Genomic DNA, 25288 nt, shown 5'->3' with positions numbered 1-25288 from the left:
GCTCCTGAAGTTGCTCCTGAAGTTGCTCCTGAAGTTGCTCCTGAAGTTGCTCCTGAAGTTGCTCCTGTGGCCGCTGTCGATTACAGCCTATGGGTGCCAGCCATGGGCGGGCGCAAATTACAAGACACCCTGCGGCAACTGCGGGAAGAGTGGAAAAAAACAGACCAAGGTGGCTTGCCCAACCATGGCTTGTGGAAGCGCTTTGACCAAGCCTGCAACCGCGCATATCCCTTTGTGCAAGCTTGGCTTGGCAAAGCCAAGGCCGAGAGCGCAGCCCACCGCGAGGGACGTTTGGCCTTGCTGGCTGAAGTGGCGGCTTGGACCCAAGCGCACCAAAGCAATACCGATTGGAAAACTCAAGCACGCGAGTTACATCAGTTTTCTGAACGCTGGCGCAATAGTGGGCATATGAGCGAAAAAGCGTTTGCCGATATGCAAACCCAGTGGAAGGCCGCTATCAAAGCCGCCCATGTGGGCTTGGACGCCGCGCAAACGCAAAGTATCAACCTGCGCCGCGCCATGATCGAAGAAGCCAAGGCCTTGGGCGAAGCGCCGCAGTTGCGCATTGATGCCGTGAAGGCCTTGCAGCAACGCTGGCAAATTGAATCCCAAGCTGTTCCAGTCGAGCGAAAGCTGGCGCAAAAACTGTGGGATGCGTTTCGCCAACCCTTGGATGAGGCCTTTAGCCGCAAAACCCAGTCACGCTCGGCCACGCCTGTTCACAACCTCTCCGAGCATGACAAGGCGGTGATTGCCGCCGCCGCAGAGCTTGAAAAAGCCATTGCCGAGGGGGACGCTGCACGCATTCGCCAAACCATGGCCCATGTGCAAGCTGTTTCTGCTGCTCAGGCTACTGCGCCAGTCGCTACAACGCCTGCACCGTCACATGACCCAGACGCACCCGAAGGAGAGCCAGTTGCTCAGCCTGAAGAGGCTGTGGAACCTCTACCTAAACCGGTGGTGGTCAGAAAAGTGGTGGCAGTTCGGGGCGACGACAGACCTGGTCAAAAGAAAACCGAACCTGCGCCTGCAGGACGCTTTGGTGACAAGTCTGGCGCACGTCGTCCTGAGCGCGATACAGGCAACCGCCGCGGCCCCGATGCTGGGCGCGGTGGATTGCGCGACAAACCCACTTTTGAGTCACGTGGGCCTCGTTTGGGCGACGCGGCGTTTCGGGCGCAACGTCAGGCGCTGGAACTGGCCGATACCGCATTGCGTAAATTGGCCATGCAAGCCCATGGCGAAACCTTGGTTCACTTGCTAGCTGCATGGCAGCAGCGTCAGGCAGAGCAATTGCCTGCGGCTAAAGAATTGGGCGCTCGTTTGAGCGCTCAGCAACGACAGGACTGGGCCAAAGCTTTGCAAGCCGCACCTGCAGGTTCCCCAGAACAAGCTTTGCTGCGCTTGGAAATTGCCGCCGAAGTTCCCACCCCTGCTTCTCATGTGGACGCTCGACGCATGCTGCAATTGCAGTTGCTGACCAAGCGTAACGACGCCGCTCCAGCACAAACCTGGGCTCAGGATGTCGCCCAAGTATTGGGTAGCAACTATGAGGAAGAAAATGCCAAGCGCGTTCAGGCGGCGCTCAAGGTCTTGCTTAAAAAATAGTTGGTTTTGGCTGGGGTTCGTTATGCACAGACGACTTCTTGCCGAAAAAAGCCCTGCCCCATCTTCCATGTCAGCCATTGGGCGCGGGCAGGTTGGGCGCTGGCATCCCAGTCGCTCAGTACATAGCGTCGGTGATCAGCAGATAAAGTGTGAAGGGCTGGTTGGTGGGTGTGGCCGTGAATCAACACACTTGCGCCATGCTCCTGCAGACTGGCCAAAGCTGCCGCATTATCGACATCGAACCAAGCCTTTTGCGTTTGTTTCAAGGCCTCGCTTTGCGCTCTGAGTTCACGCGCAATTTGCAGTCTTTGCACCAAAGGTTTCGATAAAAAATCGCTTTGCCATTGGCTGGTCCTGACTTGCTGGCGAAACGCTTGGTATGCGGTGTCTGCGATGCACAGGGCATCGCCATGGCTCAAAAGCCATCGACCCTGCACGGTTTCAACAATGCAAGCGTCTTGCAGGGTTTGCATGCCGCTTTGTTGGGCGGCCTTGGCGCCCCATAAGAAGTCTCGGTTACCCACCATCCAATAGACAGGACATCGCTCAGCCATCTGGCGCAAGACCGCACAACATTCGCGCTCAAAAAAGCCTTCGGGTGCGTCCAACATATCGTCACCCACCCACACTTCAAACAAGTCGCCCAAGATGAACAAGGCGTCGGTTTGAAGGCTTTGCAAGGCTTGTTGCCATAGTTCAAACGTTGCTGGCTGGCTTGCTTGCAGGTGCAAATCGGAAATAAAGGTCAGGTGCTGCCAAGAGCAGGCATCCACGCGAGGCAAAGGGAAGAGGGCAGGCTGCATAAAGTTGTAAGCGCTAGCCTACAAGCCAGTTCATGGCAAAAGCACAGCCTTGTCGATGATCACATCTTCTTTGGGCACATCGTCATGAAAACCCTTGCGTCCCGTTTTGACCTTGCAAATAGCGTCCACCACCTCGGTGCCAGCGATCACCTTACCAAACACCGCGTAGCCCCAACCGCTTGCGGTGGGCGCTGAGTGGTTGAGAAAGTCGTTATCTTTCACATTGATGAAGAACTGCGAAGTGGCAGAGTGTGGGTCGTTGGTTCGCGCCATGGCGACGGTGTAGCTGTCATTGGTCAGACCGTTGTTGGCTTCGTTTTCCAACTTGTCGCCAGTCTTTTTCTCTTTCATGTCCGCCGACATGCCACCGCCTTGCACCATGAAGCCTGGAATGACGCGGTGAAAAATGGTTTGGTCGTAATGACCGCTTTGCACATAAGCCAAAAAATTGGCGACGGTTTTGGGCGCTTTGTCGGCATCAAGCGCCAAGGTGATGACGCCATGGTCTTGGATGTGAAGTTCAATTTTGGGGTTGGACATGGGTTTATTTCACTACTGCGGCAGATTGAATCACCACCTGGGTTTGCGGAACATCGCTGGGGAAGGGGCCTCCTGCGCCTGTAGGGGTCATTTTGATTTTATTGACCACTTCCATGCCACTGACCACCTTGCCAAAGGCCACATAGCCCCAGCCTTGTCCAGAAGGGGCTGAATGGTTGAGAAAGTCGTTGTCTTTCACATTGATGAAAAACTGCGAACTGGCCGAGTGTGGGTTGTTGGTGCGAGCCATGGCAATGGTGCCGACGGTGTTGGTCGGGCCGCCTTTGGCTTTGACCTCAGCACCCTCGTGCTTGATGGGTGGTCGGGTAGGTTTTTCCATGTAGCGAGCGTCATAGCCACCACCTTGGATCATAAAGTTATTGATGACGCGGTGAAAAATCAAACCGTTGTAATGACCATCGCGCACATAAGCCAAAAAATTCTCAACGGTGCTAGGCGCTTTGTCGGGGTAAAGCTCCACCACAAACTCGCCTGCGCTGGTAGTGAATTTGACTTGAGGGGAGGAAGTTTGTGCCTGTGCAAAACCAATGGAGCTCAGGGCCAAGGCTATGCCAAGTAAATAGCGACGAAGAATCATGGGGTGGTACTTAGGGTGAGTTGAAGAAGAGGGTTGAGAGCCAGCATTTTTTGCTGAGCCGATTTAGCAGCAGCGGGGTCAAGTTCTGCTGATTTGGCAAATGACAGTCGGGCCAAGTGCAACAATATATCGCCCATGTTTTCATGGGCAGTGGCTAAGCTTGGGTTGTTGCGCAAGGCGTGCTCAAAAGCCAATTTGGCCTGACCCCAATTACCTTTGGCCGCGTACATCACGCCAAGGTTGTTTTGTACTTCGGCAAGCTCTGGGTAGTCTTGCGCCAACTCTTCGTAAACCACGAAGGCTTCATCGCCACGTTGGAGTTGTTCGAGCATGCGGGCGCGCCAAAAACGCATTTGTGGGTCGCGAGGCCGCTCAAACAAATAGGTATCGATCTGCTCTAAGGCTTGGTCCCATTGGCGCTGCCCCATGGCTTTTTGCACTTCAACATGTGGCGTTCCTTTGAGTTGCAAGGTGCTGGAAGTTTGCGCCTGCAAACCCAGACAAGTCGATACCAGCAGGCAAAACAAGCTGGTACGCCAAACCAAGACATATGAAACAAATAAACGTGGTAAAGATCGTGGCATGAAATTCAATCAAGCATCTGGTGAAAAAAATGCTTACAAAGGATGGGATCGATATACTGCAGTCATTGTAGTAGAGAGTCCTTCTAAGCCTTTTGTCAGTCTTGCCTTGTTGCAAGCGCCGTTAACCTCACCATGACCGTCCGCATTTACAGCACCCTAACCCGTGCGTTGGAAAACTTGACGCCGCTTACGCCTGGACAGGTGCGCATGTATGTCTGCGGTATGACGGTTTATGACTTATGTCACCTTGGTCACGCGCGGTCTATGGTGGCGTTCGATGTGGTTCAGCGCTGGTTACGCCACAGTGGCTTACAGGTCACCTATGTTCGCAACGTCACTGATATCGACGACAAAATCATCCGCCGCGCCAGCGAAAACGGCGAAAGCATTCGCTCTTTGACTGACCGCATGATTGCCGCATTGCACCAAGATGCAGATGCACTAGGGATTGAGCGACCCACACTCGAGCCTCGTGCCACCGATTACGTGCCACAAATGCTCTCGCTCATTGGTCAACTTGAAGACAAAGGATTGGCCTACCGCGCACCCAGCGGCGACGTCAATTACGCGGTTCGTAAGTTCACAGGCTACGGCAAGCTCTCGGGTAAGTCCTTGGACGAGTTGCATGCGGGTGAGCGTGTGGCGGTACTCGATGGCAAGCAAGACCCGCTTGACTTTGTACTTTGGAAATCTGCCAAGCCAGAAGAGCCCCAAGAAGTGAAATGGGACAGCCCCTTTGGCGCTGGGCGACCTGGTTGGCATATTGAGTGCTCCGCCATGGCTTGCGAGTTGTTAGGCCAAAGCTTTGACATTCATGGAGGGGGCGCAGATTTGCAGTTCCCCCATCATGAAAACGAAATTGCACAAAGCGAGGGCGTTCATGGCCAATCTATGGCCAGCATTTGGATGCATAACGGCTTTATCAATGTCGATAACGTCAAGATGTCCAAAAGCTTGGACAACTTTTTCACCATCCGCGAAGTATTGAAACTGTATGCCCCAGAGGTGGTTCGCTTCTTTGTGGTCAGAAGCCATTACCGAAGCGCTTTGAATTTCAGCGATGCGCATTTGGACGATGCTCGCGCTTCCCTCAAGCGCTTGTACACCGCTTTGCATGCAGCGCCTGCCGCTGATGTGACCATCGATTGGCAAGACCCTTACGCTGCGCGCTTCAAGGCCGCCATGGACGAGGACTTTGGCACCCCTGAAGCGGTCGCTGTTCTCTTTGAACTTGCCGCGGAAGTTAACCGCACGCAGTCAGCGCAGTTGTCGGGCTTGCTCAAAAGCTTGGGCGGTGTGCTGGGTTTGTTGCAAAGTCATCCGCAAGATTTTTTGCAATCAGGCAGCCAAGTCGATGAAGTTCAGATTCAGTCCTTGATCGACGCCCGAGCAGTGGCCAAAGCAAGCAAAGACTTCGCCGAAGCAGACCGTATCCGCAAAACCTTAGCCGATATGGGCGTGGTGCTGAAAGACTCCGCACAAGGCACACAATGGGAGCGCGCCTGATGGTGGCCAGTTTGCCTGTCAAACGTGCGGTCCCACCTTATTGGGAAGATGCTTGTAAGCACTTGGCCAAAAAAGACCGCGTCATGCGCCGCCTCATACCGCAGTTTGGCGACGCCAGCTTAGAGTCGCGTGGGGACGCTTTTGTCACCCTTGCCAGAAGCATTGTGGGGCAACAAATATCGGTAAAGGCTGCGCAAGCTGTATGGGACAGGTTTTCCGCCTTGCCCAAAAAGATCACGCCAGCTTATGTCCTAAAGCTTAAAGTGGACGATATGCGTGCTGCTGGCCTGTCGGCGCGCAAGGTGGAGTATTTGGTGGATTTGGCTTTGCATTTCGCTAATGGCGCTGTTCATACCCGCCAGTGGGCGGCTATGGATGATGAAGACATCATTACCGAGTTGGTGTCTATTCGGGGCATAGGGCGCTGGACGGCAGAGATGTTTTTGATTTTTTATTTGATGCGTCCCAATGTGCTGCCACTGGACGACGTGGGTCTGATCAATGGCATTAGCCACAACTATTTTTCGGGCGAATCGGTCAGTCGAAGTGATGCCCGTGAAGTGGCTGCGGCTTGGGCGCCGTACTGTAGCGTTGCAACTTGGTATATTTGGCGATCGCTTGACCCGCAACCGGTGGCCTACTAGGCTTCCTAAAGCGAACACAGCGCAAGGAGAGACGATTGGCGAAAAAAACATTTCTCGATTTCGAGCAACCTATAGCGGAGCTTGAAGGCAAAATTGAAGAGCTCAGGTATGTACAAACAGAGTCTGCTGTGGATATTTCAGATGAAATAGAGCAACTCGCCAAAAAAAGTCAACAACTCACCAAAGACATTTACAGCGACCTCACACCTTGGCAAATCACCAAGATTGCGCGCCACCCAGAGCGCCCCTATACGCTGGACTACATCAATGAAATCTTCACCGACTTTGTGGAAATGCATGGCGATAGGCATTTTTCGGATGACCAGAGCATCGTTGGTGGTTTAGCCCGTTTCAATGGCAACGCTTGCATGGTGATGGGTCAGCAAAAAGGGCGTGATACCAAAGAGCGTACCGCCCGAAACTTCGGCATGACCCGTCCCGAGGGTTACCGCAAAGCTTTGCGTTTGATGAAGACCGCAGAGAAATTCAAGTTGCCAGTATTCACTTTTGTTGATACGCCCGGTGCTTTTCCGGGTATCGACGCCGAAGAGCGCAGCCAAAGCGAGGCGATTGGGCGCAATATTTTTGAGATGGCACAACTTCAGGTGCCCATCATCACCACCATCATTGGCGAGGGCGGTTCGGGTGGTGCTTTGGCCATCAGCGTGGCCGACCAACTTTTGATGTTGCAGTACTCCATTTATTCCGTTATCAGCCCTGAAGGCTGTGCCTCTATTTTGTGGAAAACCTCCGAAAGAGCATCTGACGCTGCTGACGCCTTGGGTATTACCGCCCACCGCTTAAAGGCTTTGGGGTTGGTCGACAAGATTGTGAATGAACCTGTGGGTGGCGCGCATCGCGATACCAAGCTCATGGCTTCGCAGCTCAAGCGTGGACTCAACGACGCATGGCGTCAGGTCACTGACCTCAAGCCCAAGGAGTTGCTTGACAGACGTTACGAGCGCTTGCAAAGCTATGGGCGCTTCACTGATATCAAAGCCGACGCGCGTTAACTTGGCTCCCCCCTCCTTAGCGCATTTTTTACCATCTTTGCCTTTTGCGCTTGCTTTGAGTGGGGGCGCTGATTCTTGTGCTTTGTTGTTGGCCTGTAACAAGCAGTGGCCTGGGCAAGTGCGAGCAGTACATGTGCACCACGGTTTGCAGGCTGCGGCAGATGACTTCGCAGCCCATTGCCAATCATTGTGTGACCTGTGGTCTGTTCCCTTGGTGGTGACCCGCGTCAACGCTCACCCTCGCAGTGGCGAAAGCCCAGAAGACGCTGCCCGTCAAGCACGTTATCAAGCCTATGCACAAGTCTTGAAAACGCATTGGGGTGGCACCATTCAAGACATCGCCTTGGCGCAGCACGCTGACGATCAGGTGGAGACCGTGTTGCTTGCCTTAACTCGCGGTGCGGGTTTGCCAGGCTTGTCGGGTATGCCCGCATTGGTCGAGCGTGCAGGCTTGCGCATTCACCGCCCATGGTTGGAGGTGCCAGCTCAGCAGTTGCGTGATTGGCTGGTGCAAGAAGGTGTGTCTTGGGTAGAGGATGCCACCAACCAAGACGAACGCTATACCCGCAACCGTATTCGCCACCAATTGCTACCTGTCCTTGTGGAGGCGTTTCCCTCTTTTCGGCAAACCTTTGGTCGCAGTGCTCGACATGCGGCACAAGCCCAACTGGTTTTGGATGACATGGCCTTGATCGATTTGCAGATGACAGGGGTACCCCCTCAGTTGGCGGCTTTGCAACTGCTCAGTGTGGCTCGCCAAGCCAATGTGTTGCGGGCGTGGTTGCTGCAGCGGCAAGTCGCTTGCAGTACGGCACAGCTCGACCAACTGCTGCACCAAATCGACGCTTGTCGAACGCGAGGGCATCAAATTGACATCAAAGTAGGCGAGGGCTTTGTGCGCAGGGTGGACGGCAACATCGATTGGTACAATTTATAGCTTTCGCATAAAGATACTTTCTACTACGATGGCATTGATCGTTCATAAATACGGCGGCACCTCCATGGGCTCGACCGAACGCATACGCAATGTGGCTAAGCGCGTGGCCAAATGGGCCAAAGCGGGGCACCAACTGGTGGTGGTTCCCTCTGCCATGAGTGGCGAGACCAACCGTTTGTTGGGTCTAGCCAAGGAGTTGGCGCCGCAGTCAAGCAACGCCGAACACTTCAGAGAATTGGACGCATTGGCCGCGACAGGTGAGCAAGCCTCGTCTGCTTTGCTGGCCATTGCTTTGCAGGCTGAAGGTATGCCGTCGGTCAGTTATGCAGGTTGGCAAGTGCCTATTCGCACCGACAGCGCTTTCACCAAAGCGCGAATTGAGTCTATTGACGATGCGCGTGTGCGTGCAGATTTGAACGCTGGCAAGGTGGTCATCATCACTGGGTTTCAGGGGGTTGACCCTGATGGTCACATCACCACTTTGGGCCGCGGTGGTTCGGATACCTCTGCAGTGGCGGTAGCTGCTGCCATGAAGGCAGCGGAGTGTTTGATCTACACCGATGTGGATGGCGTGTACACCACCGACCCGCGCGTGGTGCCAGAAGCTCGTCGCTTGCATACCGTGAGCTTTGAAGAAATGTTGGAGATGGCGTCCCTTGGCAGCAAGGTGCTGCAAATCCGTTCGGTCGAGTTTGCAGGTAAATACAAGGTACCCCTTCGCGTACTGTCTAGTTTTACGCCATGGGATATTGATATTCATGAGGAAGCCAAGTCTGGCACTTTGATTACTTTTGAGGAAGACGAACAAATGGAACAAGCCATCGTATCGGGCATCGCCTTCACCCGCGATGAAGCCAAAATTTCCATCATCGGTGTGCCCGATAAACCTGGCATTGCTTACAAAATTTTGGGTGCCGTGGCGCAAGCCAACATCGAAGTGGACATGATCATTCAAAACATCAGCAAAGGTGGTTTGACTGACTTCAGCTTCACCGTCAACCGCAACGACCACGCCCGAGCCATGGAGTTGCTCAAAACCCAAGTCATGGCTGACTTGGGTGCGCCCGAGGTCATTGGCGACGCCAAGATTTGCAAGGTGTCTATTGTGGGTATTGGTATGCGCAGCCATGTGGGGGTGGCCAGCAGGATGTTTGAATCCTTGAGCGATGAAGGTATCAATATTCAGATGATTTCCACCAGTGAAATCAAAACTTCCGTGGTAATTGACGAGAAATATTTGGAGTTGGCGGTGCGTGCTCTGCACAAAGCCTTTGACTTAGAGAAGAATCAGGCATAATAAATCCGCTGGAAACGTGACCGAGTGGCCGAAGGTGCTCCCCTGCTAAGGGAGTATGGGGTGTTGAGCCTCATCAAGGGTTCGAATCCCTTCGTTTCCGCCAGCAAGTCAACCTTGCTATCAGAAACCCTAGGCAAGGTGACCACGCTTAGGTGACAAAATAAGGCATGAATACATCCAAAGTCACCCAAATCAAAAAAACATCTGCCCTCTACTATGTGGTGGGCATCGTCATATTCTCGGCCATCGCTGGAACGGTTGCTGTGATTGTGGAAATCGTCAAGCAAAACAGCTAAGCGAGCTTACTTACTGCAGGCTTAGGGTATGCGTGTTTTATTGCTCGGTGCCACCGGAACCATAGGCCAAGCCACTTGCAAAGCCTTGCTCGATGCTGGGCATTCGGTGTTCTGTTGGGTACGCGAGAAGGCAGGCGTCAAAGCACAGTGGTCTGCTGAACAATCCCGTGAATGGCTGGCAGGTGCAGAGATTCGTTTTGTTGATGTGAAAAACCCAAGTTCAATGCAAGTGCATGTTTTGCGGGAGGAACGTTTCGACGCCATCGTTTCTTGCATGGCTTCACGAACGGGTGCGCCCAAAGATGCTTGGGCGATTGACTACCAAGCCCATTCACAGTTACTCCAAATTGCCAAACAAGCAGGCGTTGCCCAGTTTGTTTTGCTGTCTGCCATTTGTGTGCAAAAACCCTTGCTGGCTTTTCAACAAGCCAAATTGGCTTTTGAAAAGGAGTTGTGCGAGTCTGGCATGAACTACTCCATTGTTCGCCCCACCGCGTTTTTCAAGTCGCTGTCTGGGCAAGTCAAAAGACTCCAACAGAACAAGCCCTTTTTGCTGTTTGCAGACGGACAGCTAACCGCTTGCAAACCTATCAGCGACCTCGATCTGGGCAGGTTCATGGCTGAATGCCTGAGCGACCCCGCCAAGCACAATCGAATTCTTCCCATTGGAGGACCTGGCGACGCCATCACCCCTTTGCAGCAGGGCGAGTATTTGTTCAAAGCCATGGGCAAGCCGCCCAAATTCAAATACGTTCCAGTTGCGCTGTTAGATGTCATCATTCGGGTCTTGCAAACATTGTCGTGGTTCATTCCCCCCTTGGCTGTCAAAGCCGAACTCGCTCGCATTGGACGCTACTACGCCACCGAATCCATGCTGGTGTGGGATGCACAAGTAATGCGCTATGACGCCCAAGCCACCCCTTCATTCGGTTCACAAACCCTTTTTGAACATTACGACCAATTGCTTGCCGGTCAAGCAAATGTGCAATTGGGTGAGCACGCGGTGTTTAAATAGGGCTTAACTTTGGGGGCAATGATGGCTACTGATCTTGATATGTCAAATCTTGGCAATTGGGTGGGCAAACAAGAAAGCCTACAAGACAGCATCACTGCTGCACCTGTGCGGTCTATGGCTGCCTTGCTCGACCGAGAACAGGCTTTGAAGGAGGGTGACCCCTTGCCCCCTTTGTGGCACTGGTTGTATTTTTTGCCCGCTGCCAAGCAGTCAGAACTGGCGGAGGATGGACACCCCAAGCGTGGTGGGTTTTTGCCCCCAGTGCCGCTGCCTAGGCGAATGTGGGCTGGAGGGAGCCTAGACTTTATAGCTCCCATCTATGTGGGTGACACGCTGAAACGTAGCTCTTGCATTCAATCCGTCACACCCAAAAAGGGGCGGGGAGGTGACTTGGTGTTTGTCTGCGTTGAGCACCAATACCATGGCGAGCAAGGCTTGTGTTTGCGCGAGACACACGACATTGTTTACCGAGACAGTCCGGCCCCAACTGACAAACCTTTGCCACCCGTTGCAGCGCACATCATGGTGGAGTCTGGTAATGGTGCTAAAGAAGTATGGAGTCGCGACGCTGTGCCAGACGCTACCCTGTTGTTTCGCTATTCAGCATTGACCTTTAATGCGCACCGCATCCATTACGACCGTCAATATGCAAGCGAGGTCGAGGGCTATCCAGGTTTGGTAGTTCACGGGCCGTTGATCGCCACCTTGTTATTAGATCTGTTAGGCCAGCATACTGACAAGGCCATTAAACGCTTTACATTTAAAGCAACTCGCCCCACTTTTGAATGTGTGGACCAACGACCTTTGCGTGTAAATGCCCAAATGCTCTCCGATGGCCAGCACTGCCGCTTATGGGCGCAAGACCATGAGGGTTGGCTGACCATGCAAGCTGATGCTGAATTGAACTGATGCTGATGACCATGGAACTCCCGCCTCCAGACCAACACCAAGCCTTGCGAGAAGCTGTGCGCTCCTTGTGCACTTCTTTTGATTCTCGCTATTGGCAAGGCGTTGACGAGCAACGCACTTACCCCGAAGAATTTGTAAGTGCCTTGACCCAAGCGGGATGGCTGGCCGCCTTGATTCCCGCCGACTATGGCGGCTCTGGGTTGGGTTTGGCGCAAGCGTCTGTCATCATGGAAGAAATCAATGTAAGCGGGGGCAATGCGGGTTCATGCCATGGTCAGATGTACAACATGGGTACCTTGTTGCGCCATGGCTCTGTGCAGCAAAAAGCCCATTACCTTCCAAAGATAGCCTCGGGTGAGTGGCGACTGCAGTCCATGGCAGTGACCGAACCCACCACCGGCACCGACACCACCCAACTCAAAACCACGGCAGTCAAGCGCGGCGACTGCTATGTGGTCAATGGTCAAAAAGTGTGGATTTCTCGCCTTCAACATTCGGACCTGATGATTTTGTTGGCAAGAACAACACCGCTGGAGCAAGTCAAACGTAAAAGCGAAGGTATGTCTGTTTTTATAGTGGATGTGAACATGGCCTTAAAGCATGGCATGGCTATCAAGCCCATTCGCAATATGGTCAACCACGAAACCAATGAAGTCTTTTTCGACCATTTGGAAATTCCTGCAGACAACTTGATTGGCGAAGAAGGCAAAGGCTTTTCCTATATTCTGGACGGCTTGAATGCCGAGCGCATTTTGATTGCGGCCGAATGCATTGGTGACGCTTATTGGTTCATTGACCGCGCCCGTCGCTATGCCAACGACAGGGTGGTGTTTGGACGACCCATTGGTCAAAACCAAGGTGTTCAATTCCCTATTGCAGACGCCTACATGGAAACCGAAGCAGCCAATCTGATGCGTTGGAAGGCTTGCGAGCTTTTTGACGCAACTCAGCCCTGCGGTAAAGAAGCCAATATGGCGAAATACTTGGCCGCCAAAGCCTCATGGGAGGCAGCCAATGTGTGTTTGCAAACCCATGGCGGGTTTGGCTTTGCCAGTGAATACGATGTCGAGCGAAAGTTTAGAGAAACGCGTTTGTACCAAGTGGCGCCCATCTCTACCAATTTGATTTATGCCTATATGGCCGAGCATGTGTTGGGCTTGCCAAGGTCCTTCTAATTCAGCAGCGCTCAGGCCTTGATATCTACCCTTGAACCTTTGGACGCACTGCTTCTGGGCTGTTGTTTAACCTCAGGCTCAATTTGCCTGAGCTCTTTCGGAAGTTCAGGTCTTGGCTTTGCCTGAGGTTTTGCTTGAACCTGAGGCGGGGGTTGAGAGCGTGGGGAGTCGATGCGAGCCATGCATTCATCTTAACTAAATTATCATCTTCCAACAGAACAAGGAGATGACCCATGACCCATGCCATGATTTTCGATGCGGTACGTACACCGCGCGGCAAAGGTAAAAAGGACGGTAGCTTGCACAGCGTCAAACCCGTGGATTTGCTGGGCGGATTGCTGAACCAGCTGCAAGCCCGCCATGATTTTGACCCTGCCGAGGTCGATGATGTGGTCATGGGTTGCGTGTCCCCTGTAGGTGAGCAGGGCTCCGTTTTGCCTAAAACCGCTTTGCTCAAGGCGGGTTGGGACTTTCGAGTGTCTGGCGTTCAAATCAACCGCTTTTGTGCCTCAGGCCTAGAAGCGGTAAACATGGCTGCGCAAAAAGTCGCCAGCGGTTGGGAAGATTTGGTGGTCGCTGGTGGTGTGGAAAGCATGTCTCGTGTACCTATGGGTTCGGATGGCGGTGCGTGGGCGCAAGACCCTGCCACCAATGCAGCCACAGGTTTCACGCCGCAAGGCATTGGTGCTGATTTGATTGCGACCATGGCGGGTTGGAGCCGTGAAGACGTCGATCAATTTGCGCTGACTTCGCAGCAACGTGCCGCTGCCGCACAAAGCCTTGGCAAATTCGACCGCTCGGTGATGCCTGTTTTCGATGAGATTGGCCTTGCTGTATTGGAGCGCGACGAGTTCATCAAACCCCGCACCACCTTGGAAGGTTTGGGTGCATTGAAGCCCAGCTTTGCCGACATGGGCCGAATGGGTTTTGATGCAGTGGCTTTGTCGCGCTACCCGCAGGTTGAGCGCATCGACCATGTGCACACAGCGGGCAATTCATCGGGTATTGTGGATGGTGCGGCGGCCGTGTTGATTGGCAGCGAAGCCAAAGGCAAAGCGCTGGGCTTAAAGCCGCGTGGGCGCATTGTGGCGACAGCCTTGTCGGGGGCAGACCCCACCATCATGCTCACTGGCCCCATGCCAGCGGCGCGTAAAGCCTTGGCCAAAGCGGGTTTGACTGTTGACGATATCGACTTGTTTGAAATCAACGAAGCGTTTGCCGCTGTGCCTATGCGCTTCATGCGTGAGATGAACGTCCCGCATGAAAAGGTGAATGTGAACGGCGGCGCCATCGCCATGGGCCACCCCTTGGGGGCCACGGGTGCGATGTTGCTGGGCACCTTGCTCGACGAGTTAGAACTGCGCCAACTCAAACGCGGCCTCATCACTTTGTGTGTGGGCGGCGGCATGGGCATCGCCACCATCATTGAACGGATCTGACATGGCTTTTTCTACCTTGCGTTACGAGCTGAGCCCTCAAGGCATTGCCACGGTTACCTTCGACGAGACTGGTTCTCCTGTGAACACCATGAAACCCGAGTGGCAAGCAGACATGCTGGCCTTGGCGGATCAACTGGCTGCAGACCAAGCTGCGCTGAAAGGCGTGTTGCTGACCTCTGCCAAGACCACTTTTTTCGCAGGCGCGGACCTTAAAGGTTTGCTCAAACTGCAAGCCAGCGATGCAGCCCGTGGCTTTGCAGGCATTGAGGCTTTGAAGCAGGCCTTTCGCCGCATAGAGACTCTGGGCAAGCCCGTGGTGGCGCTGTTGCAAGGTGCTGCATTGGGTGGTGGTTGGGAAGTAGCGCTGATAGCCCATGCACGTTTTGCTTTGGACAACCCCAAAATTTCCTTCGGTTTGCCAGAGGTCACGCTCGGCTTAATACCGGGGGCAACGGGCATCACCAAGATGACGCGGTTGCTGGGTTTGATGGTAGCGCAGCCTTATCTCATGGAAGGCAAGTTATTCAACCCTGCTGAAGCGGTGTCATTGGGCTTGGTCGATGGTTTGGCCTCTGGCCCCGAGCAACTCATGGAATTGGCGCTGGCCTACATCCATGACAACCCACAGGTGCAACAACCGTGGGACCGCAAGGGCTACAAAATGCCCGGAGGCAGTGTCAACAGCCCTGCTTTGGCCAATGGCTTGGCAGTGGTGCCTGCCATGCTGTTCAAGAAAGCCCATGGTTTGTACCCTGCGCCCCAAGCTGTTTTGGAAGCCATGGTCGAGGGGGCGCAGGTAGATTACGACACCGCCACAAGAATCGAGAGCCGCAAGCTGGCCAAGTTGATGGTGAGTCAAACCACCAAGAACATGATCACGGCGTTCTTTTTCAACCTCAATGCCATTAAGGCAGGCAAATCGCGCCCCAGCGGTTTTGCCCCTTGGAAGCCTGCCAAGGTGGGTATCTTGGGTGCCGGCATGATGGGGGCAGGCATTGCGCTGGCCTCTGCCAAGAAAAGCATTCCCTGTGTGCTGCTGGATGTGAATTTAGAAAAGGCCCAGCAAGCGCAAGTACTTCCATTGATACACGCCACCGACAAGCTCAGCGATTTGAAAGGCTGCGATTTGGTGATTGAGGCGGTGTTTGAAAACCGAGAACTCAAAGCCCAAATAACCCGTGAAGTGGAAGCGGTGATGGCAGGGAACGGCGTGTTTGCTTCGAATACCTCGACCTTGCCCATCAGCGGTTTAGCCAAGGCCAGCGTCAGGCCTACACAGTTTGTAGGGCTGCATTTCTTCTCGCCGGTGGACAAAATGCGTTTGGTGGAAATCATCAAAGGCGCACAAACAGACAACGAAACTTTGGCACGTGCCTACGACTATGTGTTGGCGATTGGCAAGACACCCATCGTGGTCAACGATGGGCGAGGTTTTTTCACCAGCCGCGTGTTTGGCACCTATGTGATGGAGGGAGCGGCCATGTTGGCTGAGGGCATTCCTGCAGCCTTGATCGAACACGCTGCCTTGGCAGCGGGTATGCCTGTCGGTCCGTTGGCGGTGATGGATGAAACCTCTTTGTCGCTTTCAGTGCATGTGATCGAGCAAACACGTGCGGATTTCGCGGCAGAAGGCAAGACCTATAACACCAGTGTGGGCGAGCAAATGGTGGAGCGCATGGTGCATGAACATAAACGCGCAGGCCGTGCAGCAGGTGGCGGCTTTTACGACTACCCCACAGACAGCCCCAAACGTTTATGGTCTGGGTTGAAGCAGCATTTTGAAAAACCCTTGTCTGGCGACCCGCAAGCGCTGCAACTGGCTATCAAACAGCGACTGCTTTACCGCCAAGCGGTGGAGACAGCCCGCTGCTTGCAAGAAAACCTGCTGACCTCTGCGCATGACGCCAACATCGGCTCTATTTTTGGCATTGGTTTTCCTGCGTGGACGGGTGGCGCCTTGCAATTCGTGTTCTCTGAAGGCTTGCAAACCTTTGTCAGCAACTGCCACCAGTTAGCCCAGCAGCATGGCAAGGGTTTTGAGGTAAGTCCTGAAGTGGTCGATTGCCTGAAGAAACAGGCGCTTTGAAGGGTTATGTTTGAGGCTGCCTACAATAACTATTCTCTGGAGTGCTATATGAAACGATTTTTGGTATTGAGTTTGTTTGCCTTGTCAGCTGCCGCCCATGCGGAGTGGACACCCATCATGCAAGATGCTGAGTTTGGCGAAAACCATTACATCGACTTGGCAAGCATCAGCGATGTGGATGGTATGAAACAAGTCACCACCATGTCGGACTACCCCACAGGCAAAAAAGAGGCTTGCCAAGGCGATAGCTGTGCCTACCTCACCAGTTCACGTATTTCTGTGCGTCATGTGCAGTGTGAAACCCTTAGGCAGCGCCAAATCAAGTTCACCGACTTTGATGGACGCATGGGCAAAGGCAATGTCACCCAAGGCGGCGCATCTTTAGACCCCAAAAAACGTTATTTCCGCTGGTACTTCCCTCAGCCCAAATCCTTCTTTGAGGCATTGATCAACAAAGTTTGCGCCACTTAAAGAGCAGCCAAGCGTTCAGACCGTGGCGATGGGTGCCGCGGGTGAGCCAATCGCCCCTGGCAAGCGCAGCGGTGGCGCAGTCAACAAAAACCGTGAACGGCCGTTCGCTCTAAGCCAATTAGCCAAGGGTGTGAGATGCCACAACTCGCCCAAGTGAACCCCCAGTTTGAATAAACAATGTTCGTGCAGGGGCAGGGCCGCACATGCGCCTGCATGGGGCAGGGCAGGGTGGGTTTCCACCGCGTAGTTGTCGGCGATCAGGGCGATCAAGCCGCTGTCGGTGATCCATTGTTTCAAGCGTTCGTCCCGACCATCGAGGGTGGAGCCGCTTTTGTCTAAAACTGCACCGTCAGGTTGTTTGTTCATGCCCAGCAGCACCTCGCCAAAGCCAGTGTGCAAACACACCATGTCGCCTTCTTCCACCACCACCTTGTCTTTGGCCATGATGTCCATCAGCATGTCGTAGCCCACCACCGCGCCGGTGTTGCCGACATGGGCGTGCAAGTCGATCATCACCGCACGGCCTTGCACACAACGCTCGGCCATTTTTTCGATGCCCAATGCTTTGGCATAAGAGGTGGATTCACGCGGTACTTTGATGAAATCGAAAATGCCTGCGCCCTCGTTGTGGTCGGGGCCAATGACATCGGTTCCCGCGCGAAAACCGTTGTAGTACAGCGCTTGGGGCACACCATCGCCATTGGCGTCAAACATAGAGCCCGCATGGGCCAAGCTGTCCCACTGGGTGCTGTATTGCAAATGCATGATGACCAAGTCGTCGCTCATGACATCGGTGCACAAGGGGTCATCACACCACATTTGGTAGTTCATATTGGGCTTGCCGTTGCGCACCGTGGGGCGCAAGACGGGGGGGCTGCGCCGCGGGTTGAGTACCGAGCCGCCGGGAAAGTCCAGCGGCAAACTCAGGTTAAAGCTCAGGCCATGCTTGACCTCGGACACGCCTTGCAAGACCTTGGCGGGGGTGAGTAAATTCATGCGGCCAAACTGGTCGTCGGGGCCAAAGTCGCCCCATGTCGAACCTGCAGGGCGGTGTTTCCATCGGGGGGATGTGCTCATGGGGATGCCTCAAGTCGGTGCATGACGGGCTTGTCTTGCGGATGAAAGATAGTCCATTATGACCTTCAACAATTCTTCTTTTTACTTGAATTGGAAAATTATTTATGGACAAGTCCTGTGCGCTTAAAGCACAATGGGACTCAACATCAAGGGGCAGCCATGAGTCACACTGAAGCGCATTACGACGAACTGCTTGAAATTTCCAAGCGCATCCAATCTCGTCAAATTTCCTCGGTAGAGGCCACCCAAGCGCAGTTGGCTCGCATTGCGCAGTTAGACCCCAGCTTAAAGAGTTACGCCACCGTCATGGCCGACCATGCGCTGGCAGACGCCCAAGCGGCAGACAAGGCCATTGGCGCAGGGCACATCTTGGGGCCGCTGCACGGCGTGCCCATCGCGGTGAAAGACCTGTGTTGGACGGCGGGCACCAAGACGGCCGCTGGCATGACCATCCATGCCAACAACATTCCCACAGAAGACGGCACGGTGGTGCGCAAACTCCGCGAAGCAGGTGCCGTCATTTTGGGCAAGTTGCAACTTACTGAAGGCGCTTACGCCGACCACCACCCCAACATCACGCCACCCGTCAACCCTTGGAGTGCGGGCCAATGGCCGGGGGCGTCTTCCAGCGGCTCGGGTGTCGCCACTGCGGCTGGCCTGTGCTACGGCTCGCTGGGTTCGGACACCGGCGGCTCGATTCGCTTTCCGTCTGCGGCCAATGGCATCACCGGCATCAAACCCACTTGGGGGCGGGTCAGCCGCTATGGTGCTTTCGAGTTGGCGGCCACCTTGGACCACTTGGGTCCCATGACCCGCAGCACCGCAGACGCAGCAGCCATCTTGGGCGTGATTGCAGGTGCAGACGCCAAAGACCCCACCGCCAGTTTGTTGCCTGTGCCAGATTACTTGGCCAGCATGAGCAAAGGCCTCAAAGGGGTTCGTGTGGGTATCGATTTGAAATGGAGCTTGGAGGGCATTGACGAGCCCAGCAAGCAAGCTTTCATGGCCATGATCGAGGTCGCTAAAGCGCAAGGCGCTATCGTCAAAGAAGTGAAGTTTCCCGACCCTCAACAAGCCATTGACGACTGGTTTCCTTTGTGCGGCGCCGAGACTGCGGTCGCGCATGAAGCCACTTACCCCGCGCGTAAGTCTGAGTACGGCGCAGGTTTGGCGGGTTTGATCGACATGGGACACGCCTTAAGCGGCTTGGATTACCAAAAAATCATTCTGCGCCGCCACGACTTCAAAGGCCGCGTCGATGCTTTGTTCCAAGACATCGATTTACTGCTGATTCCCACCACCGGCATTGCAGCGCCCACGTGGGAGCGTATGAGCAAGTTAGCCACCGACGCCGAGTTGCTCAGCGCCTTGTTGAAATTCACCTGCCCGTTTGACATGACGGGCCAACCCACCATCACCTTGCCCGCTGGCTTCACGCCCCAAGGCATGCCGATTGGTTGCCAGTTTGTGGGACGCCATTTCGAAGAAGACATGATTGTTCGCGCGGGTTGGGCGTTTCAGCAAGCCACCGATTGGCACCGCCATCACCCCAAAGTTTGATTCCAAAGGAGTATTTGTATGTCATGGTTAGAACAATCCATCATGCGCCAACGTGGCGTGGCCCAAGGTCGTCAGGCCGTCACCCACGAATTGACAGAGGCCAAGCAAGGCAATTACCACTACACCATTGGCCCCTACTCGCAGCCGGTGTTGAGCGTCAAGCCTGGCGACCGCATCATCGTGGAAACCCGTGACGCTTTCGAAGGCAAGGTGAAAACCGAGCAAGACTTGCCCTCCAAGGTGCTGACCATGCCTTTTGTCAATCCGCAAAACGGCCCCATCATGGTCGAAGGTGCGCAGCCTGGCGATGTGATCGCGGTGTACATCGAATCCATGGCGCCACGTGGCCCCAACCCGCGAGGAACCTGCGCCATGATCCCCGAGTTCGGCGCACTCAGCGCCACCATGTTCACCTCGCTGCTCACGCAACCCTTGCCCGAAATTGTGCGCAAGATCGATGTGGATGAAAAAGGCGTTTACTGGAGCAAGCGGGTCACGCTGCCCTACAAGCCGCACATTGGCACCTTGAGCTGCTCGCCCATGCTCGACTCCATCAACACCTTGACGCCCGACACCCATGGCGGCAATATGGATTTGCCCGACATGGGCCCTGGCAGCATCACTTATTTACCCGTTTGTACCGATGGTGCGCGGGTGTTTATTGGCGACGCCCATGCTTGCCAAGGCGACGGCGAGGTGTGTGGCACGGCGGTGGAGTTTCAAAGCACCACCACCATTCAGGTCGACCTCATCAAAAACTGGGCTATTACTTGGCCACGCTTGGAGACCGAGGACATGATCATGACCATTGGCAGCGCTAGGCCCTTGGAAGACGCCACACGCATCGCCTACAAAGACTTGGTGCTGTGGATGGAGGCCGAGTTTGGCTTTGACCGATGGGATGCCTACATGATGCTCAGCCAATGCGGCAAAGTGCGTTTGGGTAATTTTGTGGATCCCAAGTACACCGTGGGGGCGGGCATATTGAAGGAATACCTCAAAGCCTGATATCTAGCCCGTCATTGCGAAGTCCGCAGGGATGAAGCAATCCCCTTAAAGGCTTGCGCCGCAGGCTCGGCCTCGCCTCCATGCTGTCACAACGTCGGCTACGGCCGACCTGCGACACCCGCCTTCACTGATGCGTTGATTCATCCCAAAGCTTTATTTCGAATGATCGCCCCTTGTTGACAGCCGTACTTACGAGCGCAGCGAAGCAATCTTTCATGGCATCGAAACATGACGCTACGCCACCCGGCCTGGGGACGCATTTTGCTGCTCTTTCGCTCACAAAATGGTCCCCAGACCGATTGGCTTAGACGATGTATCTTGGGTTTACGAAGGGCCCACTTCAGCTGCCGAGGGCAGCGAATCGGCAAGCAGCTAGATTGCTTCAGCCCTGCAGGCTTCGCAATGACGGCGCTCGTAATGACGGCCCTCTACTTCTCACCCTGTGAAGTTAATTCGTGTGCAAAAAAGTAGCGTAAAAGGCGTGTGCTGCAGGTCGGCCGTAGCCGACGTTGTGCAAGCATGGAGGCGAGGCCGATCCTGTGGCATACGCCTTGAAGGGGATTGCTTCAGCCCTGCGGGCTTCGCAATGACGGGGATTGCTTCGGGGCTTTGCCCCTCGCAATGACGGGGATTGCTTCGGGGCTTTGCCCCTCGCAAAGACGGGCTTACTTCAAGCTCAGAATCCAGGCGACAAGCTTTTTGGCCTCAGGCTCTTTCACCTGCGGGTTGGCCGGCATGGGAATGGCACCCCACACACCGCCACCACCGGCCATGACTTTGGCGGCCAAGGTGGCTGCAGCCCCTTTGTCCCCCGCGTATTTGGCGGCCACTTCTTTGAAAGCAGGCCCCACCACTTTGTTGTCCACCGAGTGGCAAGCCAAACAGTTTTTGGCTTGTGCCAGTTCTTTGCTGGCCATGGCGGGTGCCACCAAACAAGAGGCCAGCAAGGTGGCTGTCAACACAGGTTTCATGGGACTTCCTTTCAGAACAAATCGAGCACCGCGCCTTTGCTGGCGCTGGAGGCGTTGTGGGCAAACTTGGCTTGCACACCGCGGGTGTAGCGCGGCGCTGGGGCTTTCCATGCGGCGCGGCGTTTGGCGATTTCGTCGTCTGCCACATTCAGTTGCAACAACAACTGGCGAGCATCGATGGTGATGCTGTCGCCTTCATGGATGAGGGCGATGTTGCCGCCAGCCGCCGCCTCGGGGGCGACATGGCCGACCACCATGCCCCAAGTGCCGCCCGAGAAACGCCCATCGGTAATCAAGCCCACGCTCTCGCCCAAACCCGCACCAATGAGTGCGCTGGTGGGGGCCAGCATCTCGGGCATGCCTGGGCCCCCTTTGGGGCCAAGGTAGCGCAGCACCATCACATCGCCCGCCACAATTTTGCCGTCCAAAATGGCTTTGAGGGCCGACTGCTCGTCGTCAAACACCCGTGCGGGGCCGGTGATGACGGGGTTTTTCAGGCCGGTGATTTTGGCCACACAGCCCTCGGGAGAGAGGTTGCCTTTCAAAATCGCCAAGTGACCTTCGGCGTACATGGGCTTGTCGATGGAGCGAATCACGTCTTGGTCGGCGCGGGGCGTGTCGGGCACATCGGCCAGGTTTTCCGCCACGGTTTTGCCGGTGATGGTCATGCAGTCGCCGTGCAGCAAGCCGGCCTTGAGCAAGACCTTCATCACTTGCGGAATGCCACCGGCTTTGTGCAGGTCCACGGCCAGGTATTTGCCGCTGGGTTTCAAGTCGCAAATCACCGGGATTTTGCGGCGCATGCGCTCAAAGTCGTCAATCGTCCAGTCCACCTCGGCGGTATGGGCGATGGCCAAAAAGTGCAGCACCGCGTTGGTGGAGCCGCCCGTGGCCATGATGACCGCCACGGCGTTTTCAATCGCTTGCTTGGTGACAATGTCGCGGGGTTTGAGGTCTTTTTTGATGGCCTCGATCAGCACCTTGGCCGAAGCCTTGGCCGAGTTTTTGGTTTCGTCGTGGGGGTTGGCCATGGTCGACGAGTAAGGCAGCGACATGCCCAGCGCCTCGAAGGCCGAGGACATGGTGTTGGCCGTGTACATGCCCCCGCAAGAGCCCGTGCCGGGGATGGCGCGCATCTCGATCTCGCGCAAATCGGCGTCGCTCAATTTGCCGGCGGCGTTTTCGCCCACCGCCTCGAACACGCTCACGATGTTCAAGTCTTTGCCCTGGTAGCTGCCGGGCAAGATGGTGCCGCCATACACATAAATGGCCGGCACATTGGCGCGCAACATGCCCATCATGCCGCCGGGCATGTTTTTGTCGCAACCACCCACCACCAGCACGCCGTCCATCCACTGGCCGCCCACGCAGGTTTCGATGCAGTCAGAAATGACTTCGCGGCTGACCAGCGAGTACTTCATGCCCTCGGTGCCCATGGCCATGCCGTCCGAAATGGTGGGGGTGCCAAAAATTTGCGCGTTGCCCCCGGCCTCTTCAATGCCCGCCACTGCTGCGTCCGCCAGCTTTTGCAAGCCGCTGTTGCACGGCGTGATGGTGCTGTGGCCATTGGCCACGCCCACCATGGGCTTGGTGAAGTCGCTTTCTTGGTAGCCCATGGCGTAATACATGGACCGGTTGGGTGCACGCGACTTGCCCTCGGTGATGTTGGCAGAGCGGCGGTTGATTTTGATTGGGAACGTGGCCATGGTGTCTCGCTGTGTTCAATGAAAAAGGTGAGTTTAGCCGCGCGCAAAGGGGTGCGGGTGGACTGAACATTTCAAAAGCGTCATGCATATAAAATATCATCAGATGATATAGTATGTCATGGTTGACCATTCCATTCGCACCTTGCTTGAGTTGCATCAGCAAATCATTGATCAAGAGGATGGGTATTGGCTGAAGATTGAAGCGTGGGAAGTCAAGCCGAGCAATGACATACCGCATGGTATTCGTTACTCACTGACCTTGCATGCGCCCAGCGGAAAGCGAATTTTGGGCTTTGACAATGCCCATGCCATGAAGCCCAAAGGTAAGAAGTTTGCGGGGCAGCGCCTTCCCTTTGATCACAAGCATCGCCACGCTTCGGACATGGGTGTGCCATATGAGTTCAAGGACGCACAACAGTTGTTAACAGATTTTTTCACCGAGGTCGATTCGGTTTTAAATGAAATGAGGCTCAAATGAAAGTCATCAAAATTGGTATCGCACCCCAAGCAAAAATTCGCGAGTATGTCTTGTCCATTGCCAAGGGTGAAATCAAACCGAAGGCATCAGACCCTAAAATTTGGTTTACCTCTATGCGTTCCTTGGCGCAAGTTTTGAGCGATGAAAACCGTGCTCTGCTGGATGTCATTCGCACGGCGCAGCCCGGCTCCATCAGCGAACTGGCTGGCCTCACAGGTCGCAAGCAAGGCAACCTGTCACGCACATTGAAAACCATGTCGCGTTATGGCTTGGTCAAAATGGAAAAAAACGATCGCGCCATGCGCCCCGTCGCGCAGGCTGACAGCTATCTGATCGTGGCTTGAGCTCGCCAGCCTAGATAACACCCGGAGATGAAAACCAAAGCCCCCAACTAGTTATAAGTTACGGTCAAGGTCAGCGTGCTACTCACTAGGCCTGAGGTGGGATTGGCTGGGCCTTGTTGTTTGTAAAGGCCCGCGTAGATATCCATCGACTTCTGGTAAGTTAGAGAATCGATGACAGGAAACGTCATGGTGTTGGAAAATTGGTTTCCATTTGTCAATAAAGGATAAACACAGTACCTTTCGGCTGGGGTGTGACCGATGGTGGCCGTCGTGAATAAGTTGATGACGGCATCGGAAGCATTCGCGGCCCAATTGACGGGGTTGCAGGTGGTATTGCTTGGTTCGTACGCATCGGTGATGGACACCTTGGGCGTGACATTGAAGCCATTATAAACCTTGGGGCAATTGAGGGTGACGGTGGTTGATTTCAAAACGCCCCCCAAAATGCCTTGGGTTCTCTGCACGCTGGGCGCGAAGGTACCCAAATTAATCGGCGGGGCCGTCACACTGCATGAGCCCGTCATCTTTCGAATGATCAAATCCGTCCCTGTTTTCGTGTACGTGCTTCCAACATATTGCCCAGTACCACAGCAACCACCCACGATGTTGTAAAGCAATGTGGCGGTAAACCCAAGTGCGTTGGTTGGACCTATGGCGTATTGGATTGTCAGCGGTATGTAGAACTTGGTGTTGTTGCACAAATAACTGTAATTGCTGCCACTTGTATAGTAAAAAGCCTCTGCTTTGGTTTTGGCGGTATCGCCACCGGTTACGTTTTCAAGCCAATGAAAGGAAAATGGGTTGGGCGTTCCGACAAAATAATTGTAGGCCGTCGAAGCACAAACCGTGGGGTTTGAGATTCCTTTAGTGGGCACACCATAGGTAATGGTCCAATAATTGGTGCCTGATGAAAATGTGCCATTTCGGAATTGGGCCTCTCGTTGTCCATAAGTCAGCGAGCAATAGTCACCCGCCAGCGGAGTTGTGGCCGGCACCGGTATTGCACCAAACTGGTCAAAATTTATTTCCAACACCAGGTTGTTAATGGTGCCCGTTGATGTGGTGAGGTTCAGGTTGGTCACCGTGGGGCCACCTACCCCTTGCGTAAACTTGGCGCTGGTGGCGCACATTGTGGCAAATGCAGGGGTTAAGCAGCACAGCCCCATACCCAAGATGAAGATTTTGATGAGGTGTTTAAACATGGTCAATGTTTCCTAGGGCGA

General features: G+C 54.6%; 26 protein-coding genes and 1 tRNA gene. 19 read left to right on the top strand and 8 right to left on the bottom strand.

Annotated features, from left to right (window positions below):
• The coding region (locus tag AC9UEO_RS00320; RefSeq protein WP_509528443.1) for a DUF349 domain-containing protein at positions 1 to 1608 on the top strand (1608 nt) is incomplete at its 5' end.
• Between the two features lie 20 nt (positions 1609 to 1628).
• On the opposite strand, the gene AC9UEO_RS00315 is transcribed toward AC9UEO_RS00320, so the two are convergent.
• The 4 genes from AC9UEO_RS00315 to AC9UEO_RS00300 are packed head-to-tail and all read right to left on the bottom strand — an operon-like array spanning position 1629 to position 4133.
• Entirely contained in the window at positions 1629 to 2411 is a 783-nt protein-coding gene (locus tag AC9UEO_RS00315) for a UDP-2,3-diacylglucosamine diphosphatase (RefSeq protein WP_509528441.1), read from the bottom strand.
• 30 nt (positions 2412 to 2441) lie between these two features.
• Positions 2442 to 2951 (bottom strand): peptidylprolyl isomerase, encoded by a 510-nt coding sequence (locus tag AC9UEO_RS00310; RefSeq protein WP_509528439.1) that lies wholly within the window; start codon positions 2949 to 2951, stop codon positions 2442 to 2444.
• Between the two features lie 4 nt (positions 2952 to 2955).
• On the bottom strand, positions 2956 to 3549 hold the full coding sequence (locus tag AC9UEO_RS00305; RefSeq protein WP_509528437.1) for a peptidylprolyl isomerase: 594 nt from the start codon (positions 3547 to 3549) through the stop codon (positions 2956 to 2958).
• Positions 3546 to 4133, bottom strand: a complete 588-nt coding sequence (locus AC9UEO_RS00300) for a tetratricopeptide repeat protein (RefSeq protein WP_509528435.1) — start codon at positions 4131 to 4133, stop codon at positions 3546 to 3548. Before AC9UEO_RS00300 ends, AC9UEO_RS00305 begins: the two co-directional genes overlap by 4 nt.
• Here AC9UEO_RS00300 and AC9UEO_RS00295 point away from each other — a divergent pair.
• The 14 genes from AC9UEO_RS00295 to AC9UEO_RS00230 all read left to right on the top strand — a co-directional run bounded on the left by AC9UEO_RS00295 (position 4132) and on the right by AC9UEO_RS00230 (position 16921).
• Positions 4132 to 4269, top strand: coding sequence for a hypothetical protein (locus tag AC9UEO_RS00295; RefSeq protein ID WP_509528433.1), 138 nt, complete (start codon positions 4132 to 4134; stop codon positions 4267 to 4269). The two genes, AC9UEO_RS00300 and AC9UEO_RS00295, sit on opposite strands and share 2 nt — an antisense overlap.
• Complete coding sequence (gene cysS, locus AC9UEO_RS00290) at positions 4266 to 5639, top strand: cysteine--tRNA ligase (RefSeq protein ID WP_509528430.1); 1374 nt, start codon at positions 4266 to 4268, stop codon at positions 5637 to 5639. The genes AC9UEO_RS00295 and cysS overlap by 4 nt, the downstream gene beginning before the upstream one ends.
• A complete protein-coding gene (locus AC9UEO_RS00285) occupies positions 5624 to 6283 on the top strand; it encodes a DNA-3-methyladenine glycosylase family protein (protein WP_509528428.1) in 660 nt (219 codons plus the stop codon). Before cysS ends, AC9UEO_RS00285 begins: the two co-directional genes overlap by 16 nt.
• 35 nt (positions 6284 to 6318) lie before the next feature.
• Positions 6319 to 7296 (top strand): acetyl-CoA carboxylase carboxyltransferase subunit alpha, encoded by a 978-nt coding sequence (locus AC9UEO_RS00280; RefSeq protein WP_509528425.1) that lies wholly within the window; start codon positions 6319 to 6321, stop codon positions 7294 to 7296.
• Positions 7297 to 7333: 37 nt separating this feature from the next.
• Entirely contained in the window at positions 7334 to 8233 is a 900-nt protein-coding gene (gene tilS / locus AC9UEO_RS00275) for a tRNA lysidine(34) synthetase TilS (RefSeq protein ID WP_509528423.1), read from the top strand.
• A gap of 28 nt (positions 8234 to 8261) precedes the next feature.
• Positions 8262 to 9530 (top strand): aspartate kinase, encoded by a 1269-nt coding sequence (locus AC9UEO_RS00270; protein ID WP_509528421.1) that lies wholly within the window; start codon positions 8262 to 8264, stop codon positions 9528 to 9530.
• A 10-nt stretch (positions 9531 to 9540) separates the two neighbouring features.
• A tRNA-Ser gene (locus AC9UEO_RS00265) sits at positions 9541 to 9633 on the top strand.
• A 64-nt stretch (positions 9634 to 9697) separates the two neighbouring features.
• Positions 9698 to 9826 (top strand): hypothetical protein, encoded by a 129-nt coding sequence (locus AC9UEO_RS00260; RefSeq protein WP_509528419.1) that lies wholly within the window; start codon positions 9698 to 9700, stop codon positions 9824 to 9826.
• Positions 9827 to 9854: 28 nt separating this feature from the next.
• Complete coding sequence (locus AC9UEO_RS00255) at positions 9855 to 10841, top strand: NAD(P)H-binding protein (protein ID WP_509528417.1); 987 nt, start codon at positions 9855 to 9857, stop codon at positions 10839 to 10841.
• Between the two features lie 21 nt (positions 10842 to 10862).
• Positions 10863 to 11750, top strand: coding sequence for an HTD2 family dehydratase (locus AC9UEO_RS00250; RefSeq protein WP_509528415.1), 888 nt, complete (start codon positions 10863 to 10865; stop codon positions 11748 to 11750).
• A gap of 11 nt (positions 11751 to 11761) precedes the next feature.
• Positions 11762 to 12925, top strand: coding sequence for an acyl-CoA dehydrogenase family protein (locus tag AC9UEO_RS00245; protein ID WP_509528413.1), 1164 nt, complete (start codon positions 11762 to 11764; stop codon positions 12923 to 12925).
• 233 nt (positions 12926 to 13158) lie between these two features.
• Positions 13159 to 14364: an acetyl-CoA C-acetyltransferase gene (locus AC9UEO_RS00240; RefSeq protein WP_509528411.1), complete on the top strand. Its 1206-nt coding sequence runs from the start codon at positions 13159 to 13161 to the stop codon at positions 14362 to 14364.
• A gap of 1 nt (position 14365) precedes the next feature.
• Entirely contained in the window at positions 14366 to 16450 is a 2085-nt protein-coding gene (locus AC9UEO_RS00235) for a 3-hydroxyacyl-CoA dehydrogenase NAD-binding domain-containing protein (protein WP_509528409.1), read from the top strand.
• Positions 16451 to 16498: 48 nt separating this feature from the next.
• The gene (locus tag AC9UEO_RS00230) at positions 16499 to 16921 is read left to right on the top strand and encodes a surface-adhesin E family protein (RefSeq protein WP_509528407.1); all 423 of its coding nucleotides are present in this window, start codon (positions 16499 to 16501) and stop codon (positions 16919 to 16921) included.
• Between the two features lie 15 nt (positions 16922 to 16936).
• On the opposite strand, the gene AC9UEO_RS00225 is transcribed toward AC9UEO_RS00230, so the two are convergent.
• Positions 16937 to 17998 (bottom strand): cyclase family protein, encoded by a 1062-nt coding sequence (locus tag AC9UEO_RS00225; RefSeq protein WP_509528405.1) that lies wholly within the window; start codon positions 17996 to 17998, stop codon positions 16937 to 16939.
• Between the two features lie 159 nt (positions 17999 to 18157).
• On the opposite strand from AC9UEO_RS00225, the gene AC9UEO_RS00220 reads away from it, so the two are divergent.
• Together AC9UEO_RS00220 and AC9UEO_RS00215 are read left to right on the top strand one after the other, a co-directional pair.
• The gene (locus AC9UEO_RS00220) at positions 18158 to 19558 is read left to right on the top strand and encodes an amidase (protein WP_509528403.1); all 1401 of its coding nucleotides are present in this window, start codon (positions 18158 to 18160) and stop codon (positions 19556 to 19558) included.
• Positions 19559 to 19576: 18 nt separating this feature from the next.
• Positions 19577 to 20566, top strand: coding sequence for an acetamidase/formamidase family protein (locus tag AC9UEO_RS00215; RefSeq protein ID WP_509528401.1), 990 nt, complete (start codon positions 19577 to 19579; stop codon positions 20564 to 20566).
• A gap of 665 nt (positions 20567 to 21231) precedes the next feature.
• Here AC9UEO_RS00215 and AC9UEO_RS00210 read toward each other — a convergent pair.
• A complete protein-coding gene (locus AC9UEO_RS00210; protein ID WP_509528399.1) occupies positions 21232 to 21537 on the bottom strand; it encodes a c-type cytochrome in 306 nt (101 codons plus the stop codon).
• A gap of 11 nt (positions 21538 to 21548) precedes the next feature.
• A complete protein-coding gene (ilvD, locus tag AC9UEO_RS00205) occupies positions 21549 to 23243 on the bottom strand; it encodes a dihydroxy-acid dehydratase (RefSeq protein WP_509528397.1) in 1695 nt (564 codons plus the stop codon).
• Positions 23244 to 23361: 118 nt separating this feature from the next.
• Between ilvD and AC9UEO_RS00200 the strand changes: the two genes are divergently transcribed.
• Together AC9UEO_RS00200 and AC9UEO_RS00195 are read left to right on the top strand one after the other, a co-directional pair.
• On the top strand, positions 23362 to 23721 hold the full coding sequence (locus AC9UEO_RS00200; protein ID WP_509528394.1) for a toxin-antitoxin system TumE family protein: 360 nt from the start codon (positions 23362 to 23364) through the stop codon (positions 23719 to 23721).
• Positions 23718 to 24065 carry an HVO_A0114 family putative DNA-binding protein gene (locus AC9UEO_RS00195; protein ID WP_509528392.1) on the top strand — a complete coding sequence of 116 codons (348 nt, stop codon included), beginning with the start codon at positions 23718 to 23720 and terminating at the stop codon, positions 24063 to 24065. Before AC9UEO_RS00200 ends, AC9UEO_RS00195 begins: the two co-directional genes overlap by 4 nt.
• A gap of 47 nt (positions 24066 to 24112) precedes the next feature.
• Here the strand turns inward: AC9UEO_RS00195 and AC9UEO_RS00190 are convergent, their stop codons facing one another.
• Positions 24113 to 25267, bottom strand: coding sequence for a hypothetical protein (locus AC9UEO_RS00190; RefSeq protein ID WP_509528390.1), 1155 nt, complete (start codon positions 25265 to 25267; stop codon positions 24113 to 24115).
• Positions 25268 to 25288: the final 21 nt, after the last annotated feature.

This window comes from Limnohabitans sp., assembly GCF_040401495.1.
In the GTDB taxonomy this organism is placed as follows: Bacteria; Pseudomonadota; Gammaproteobacteria; order Burkholderiales; family Burkholderiaceae_C; genus Limnohabitans.
This window is presented reverse-complemented; position numbering and strand designations above follow the sequence as displayed.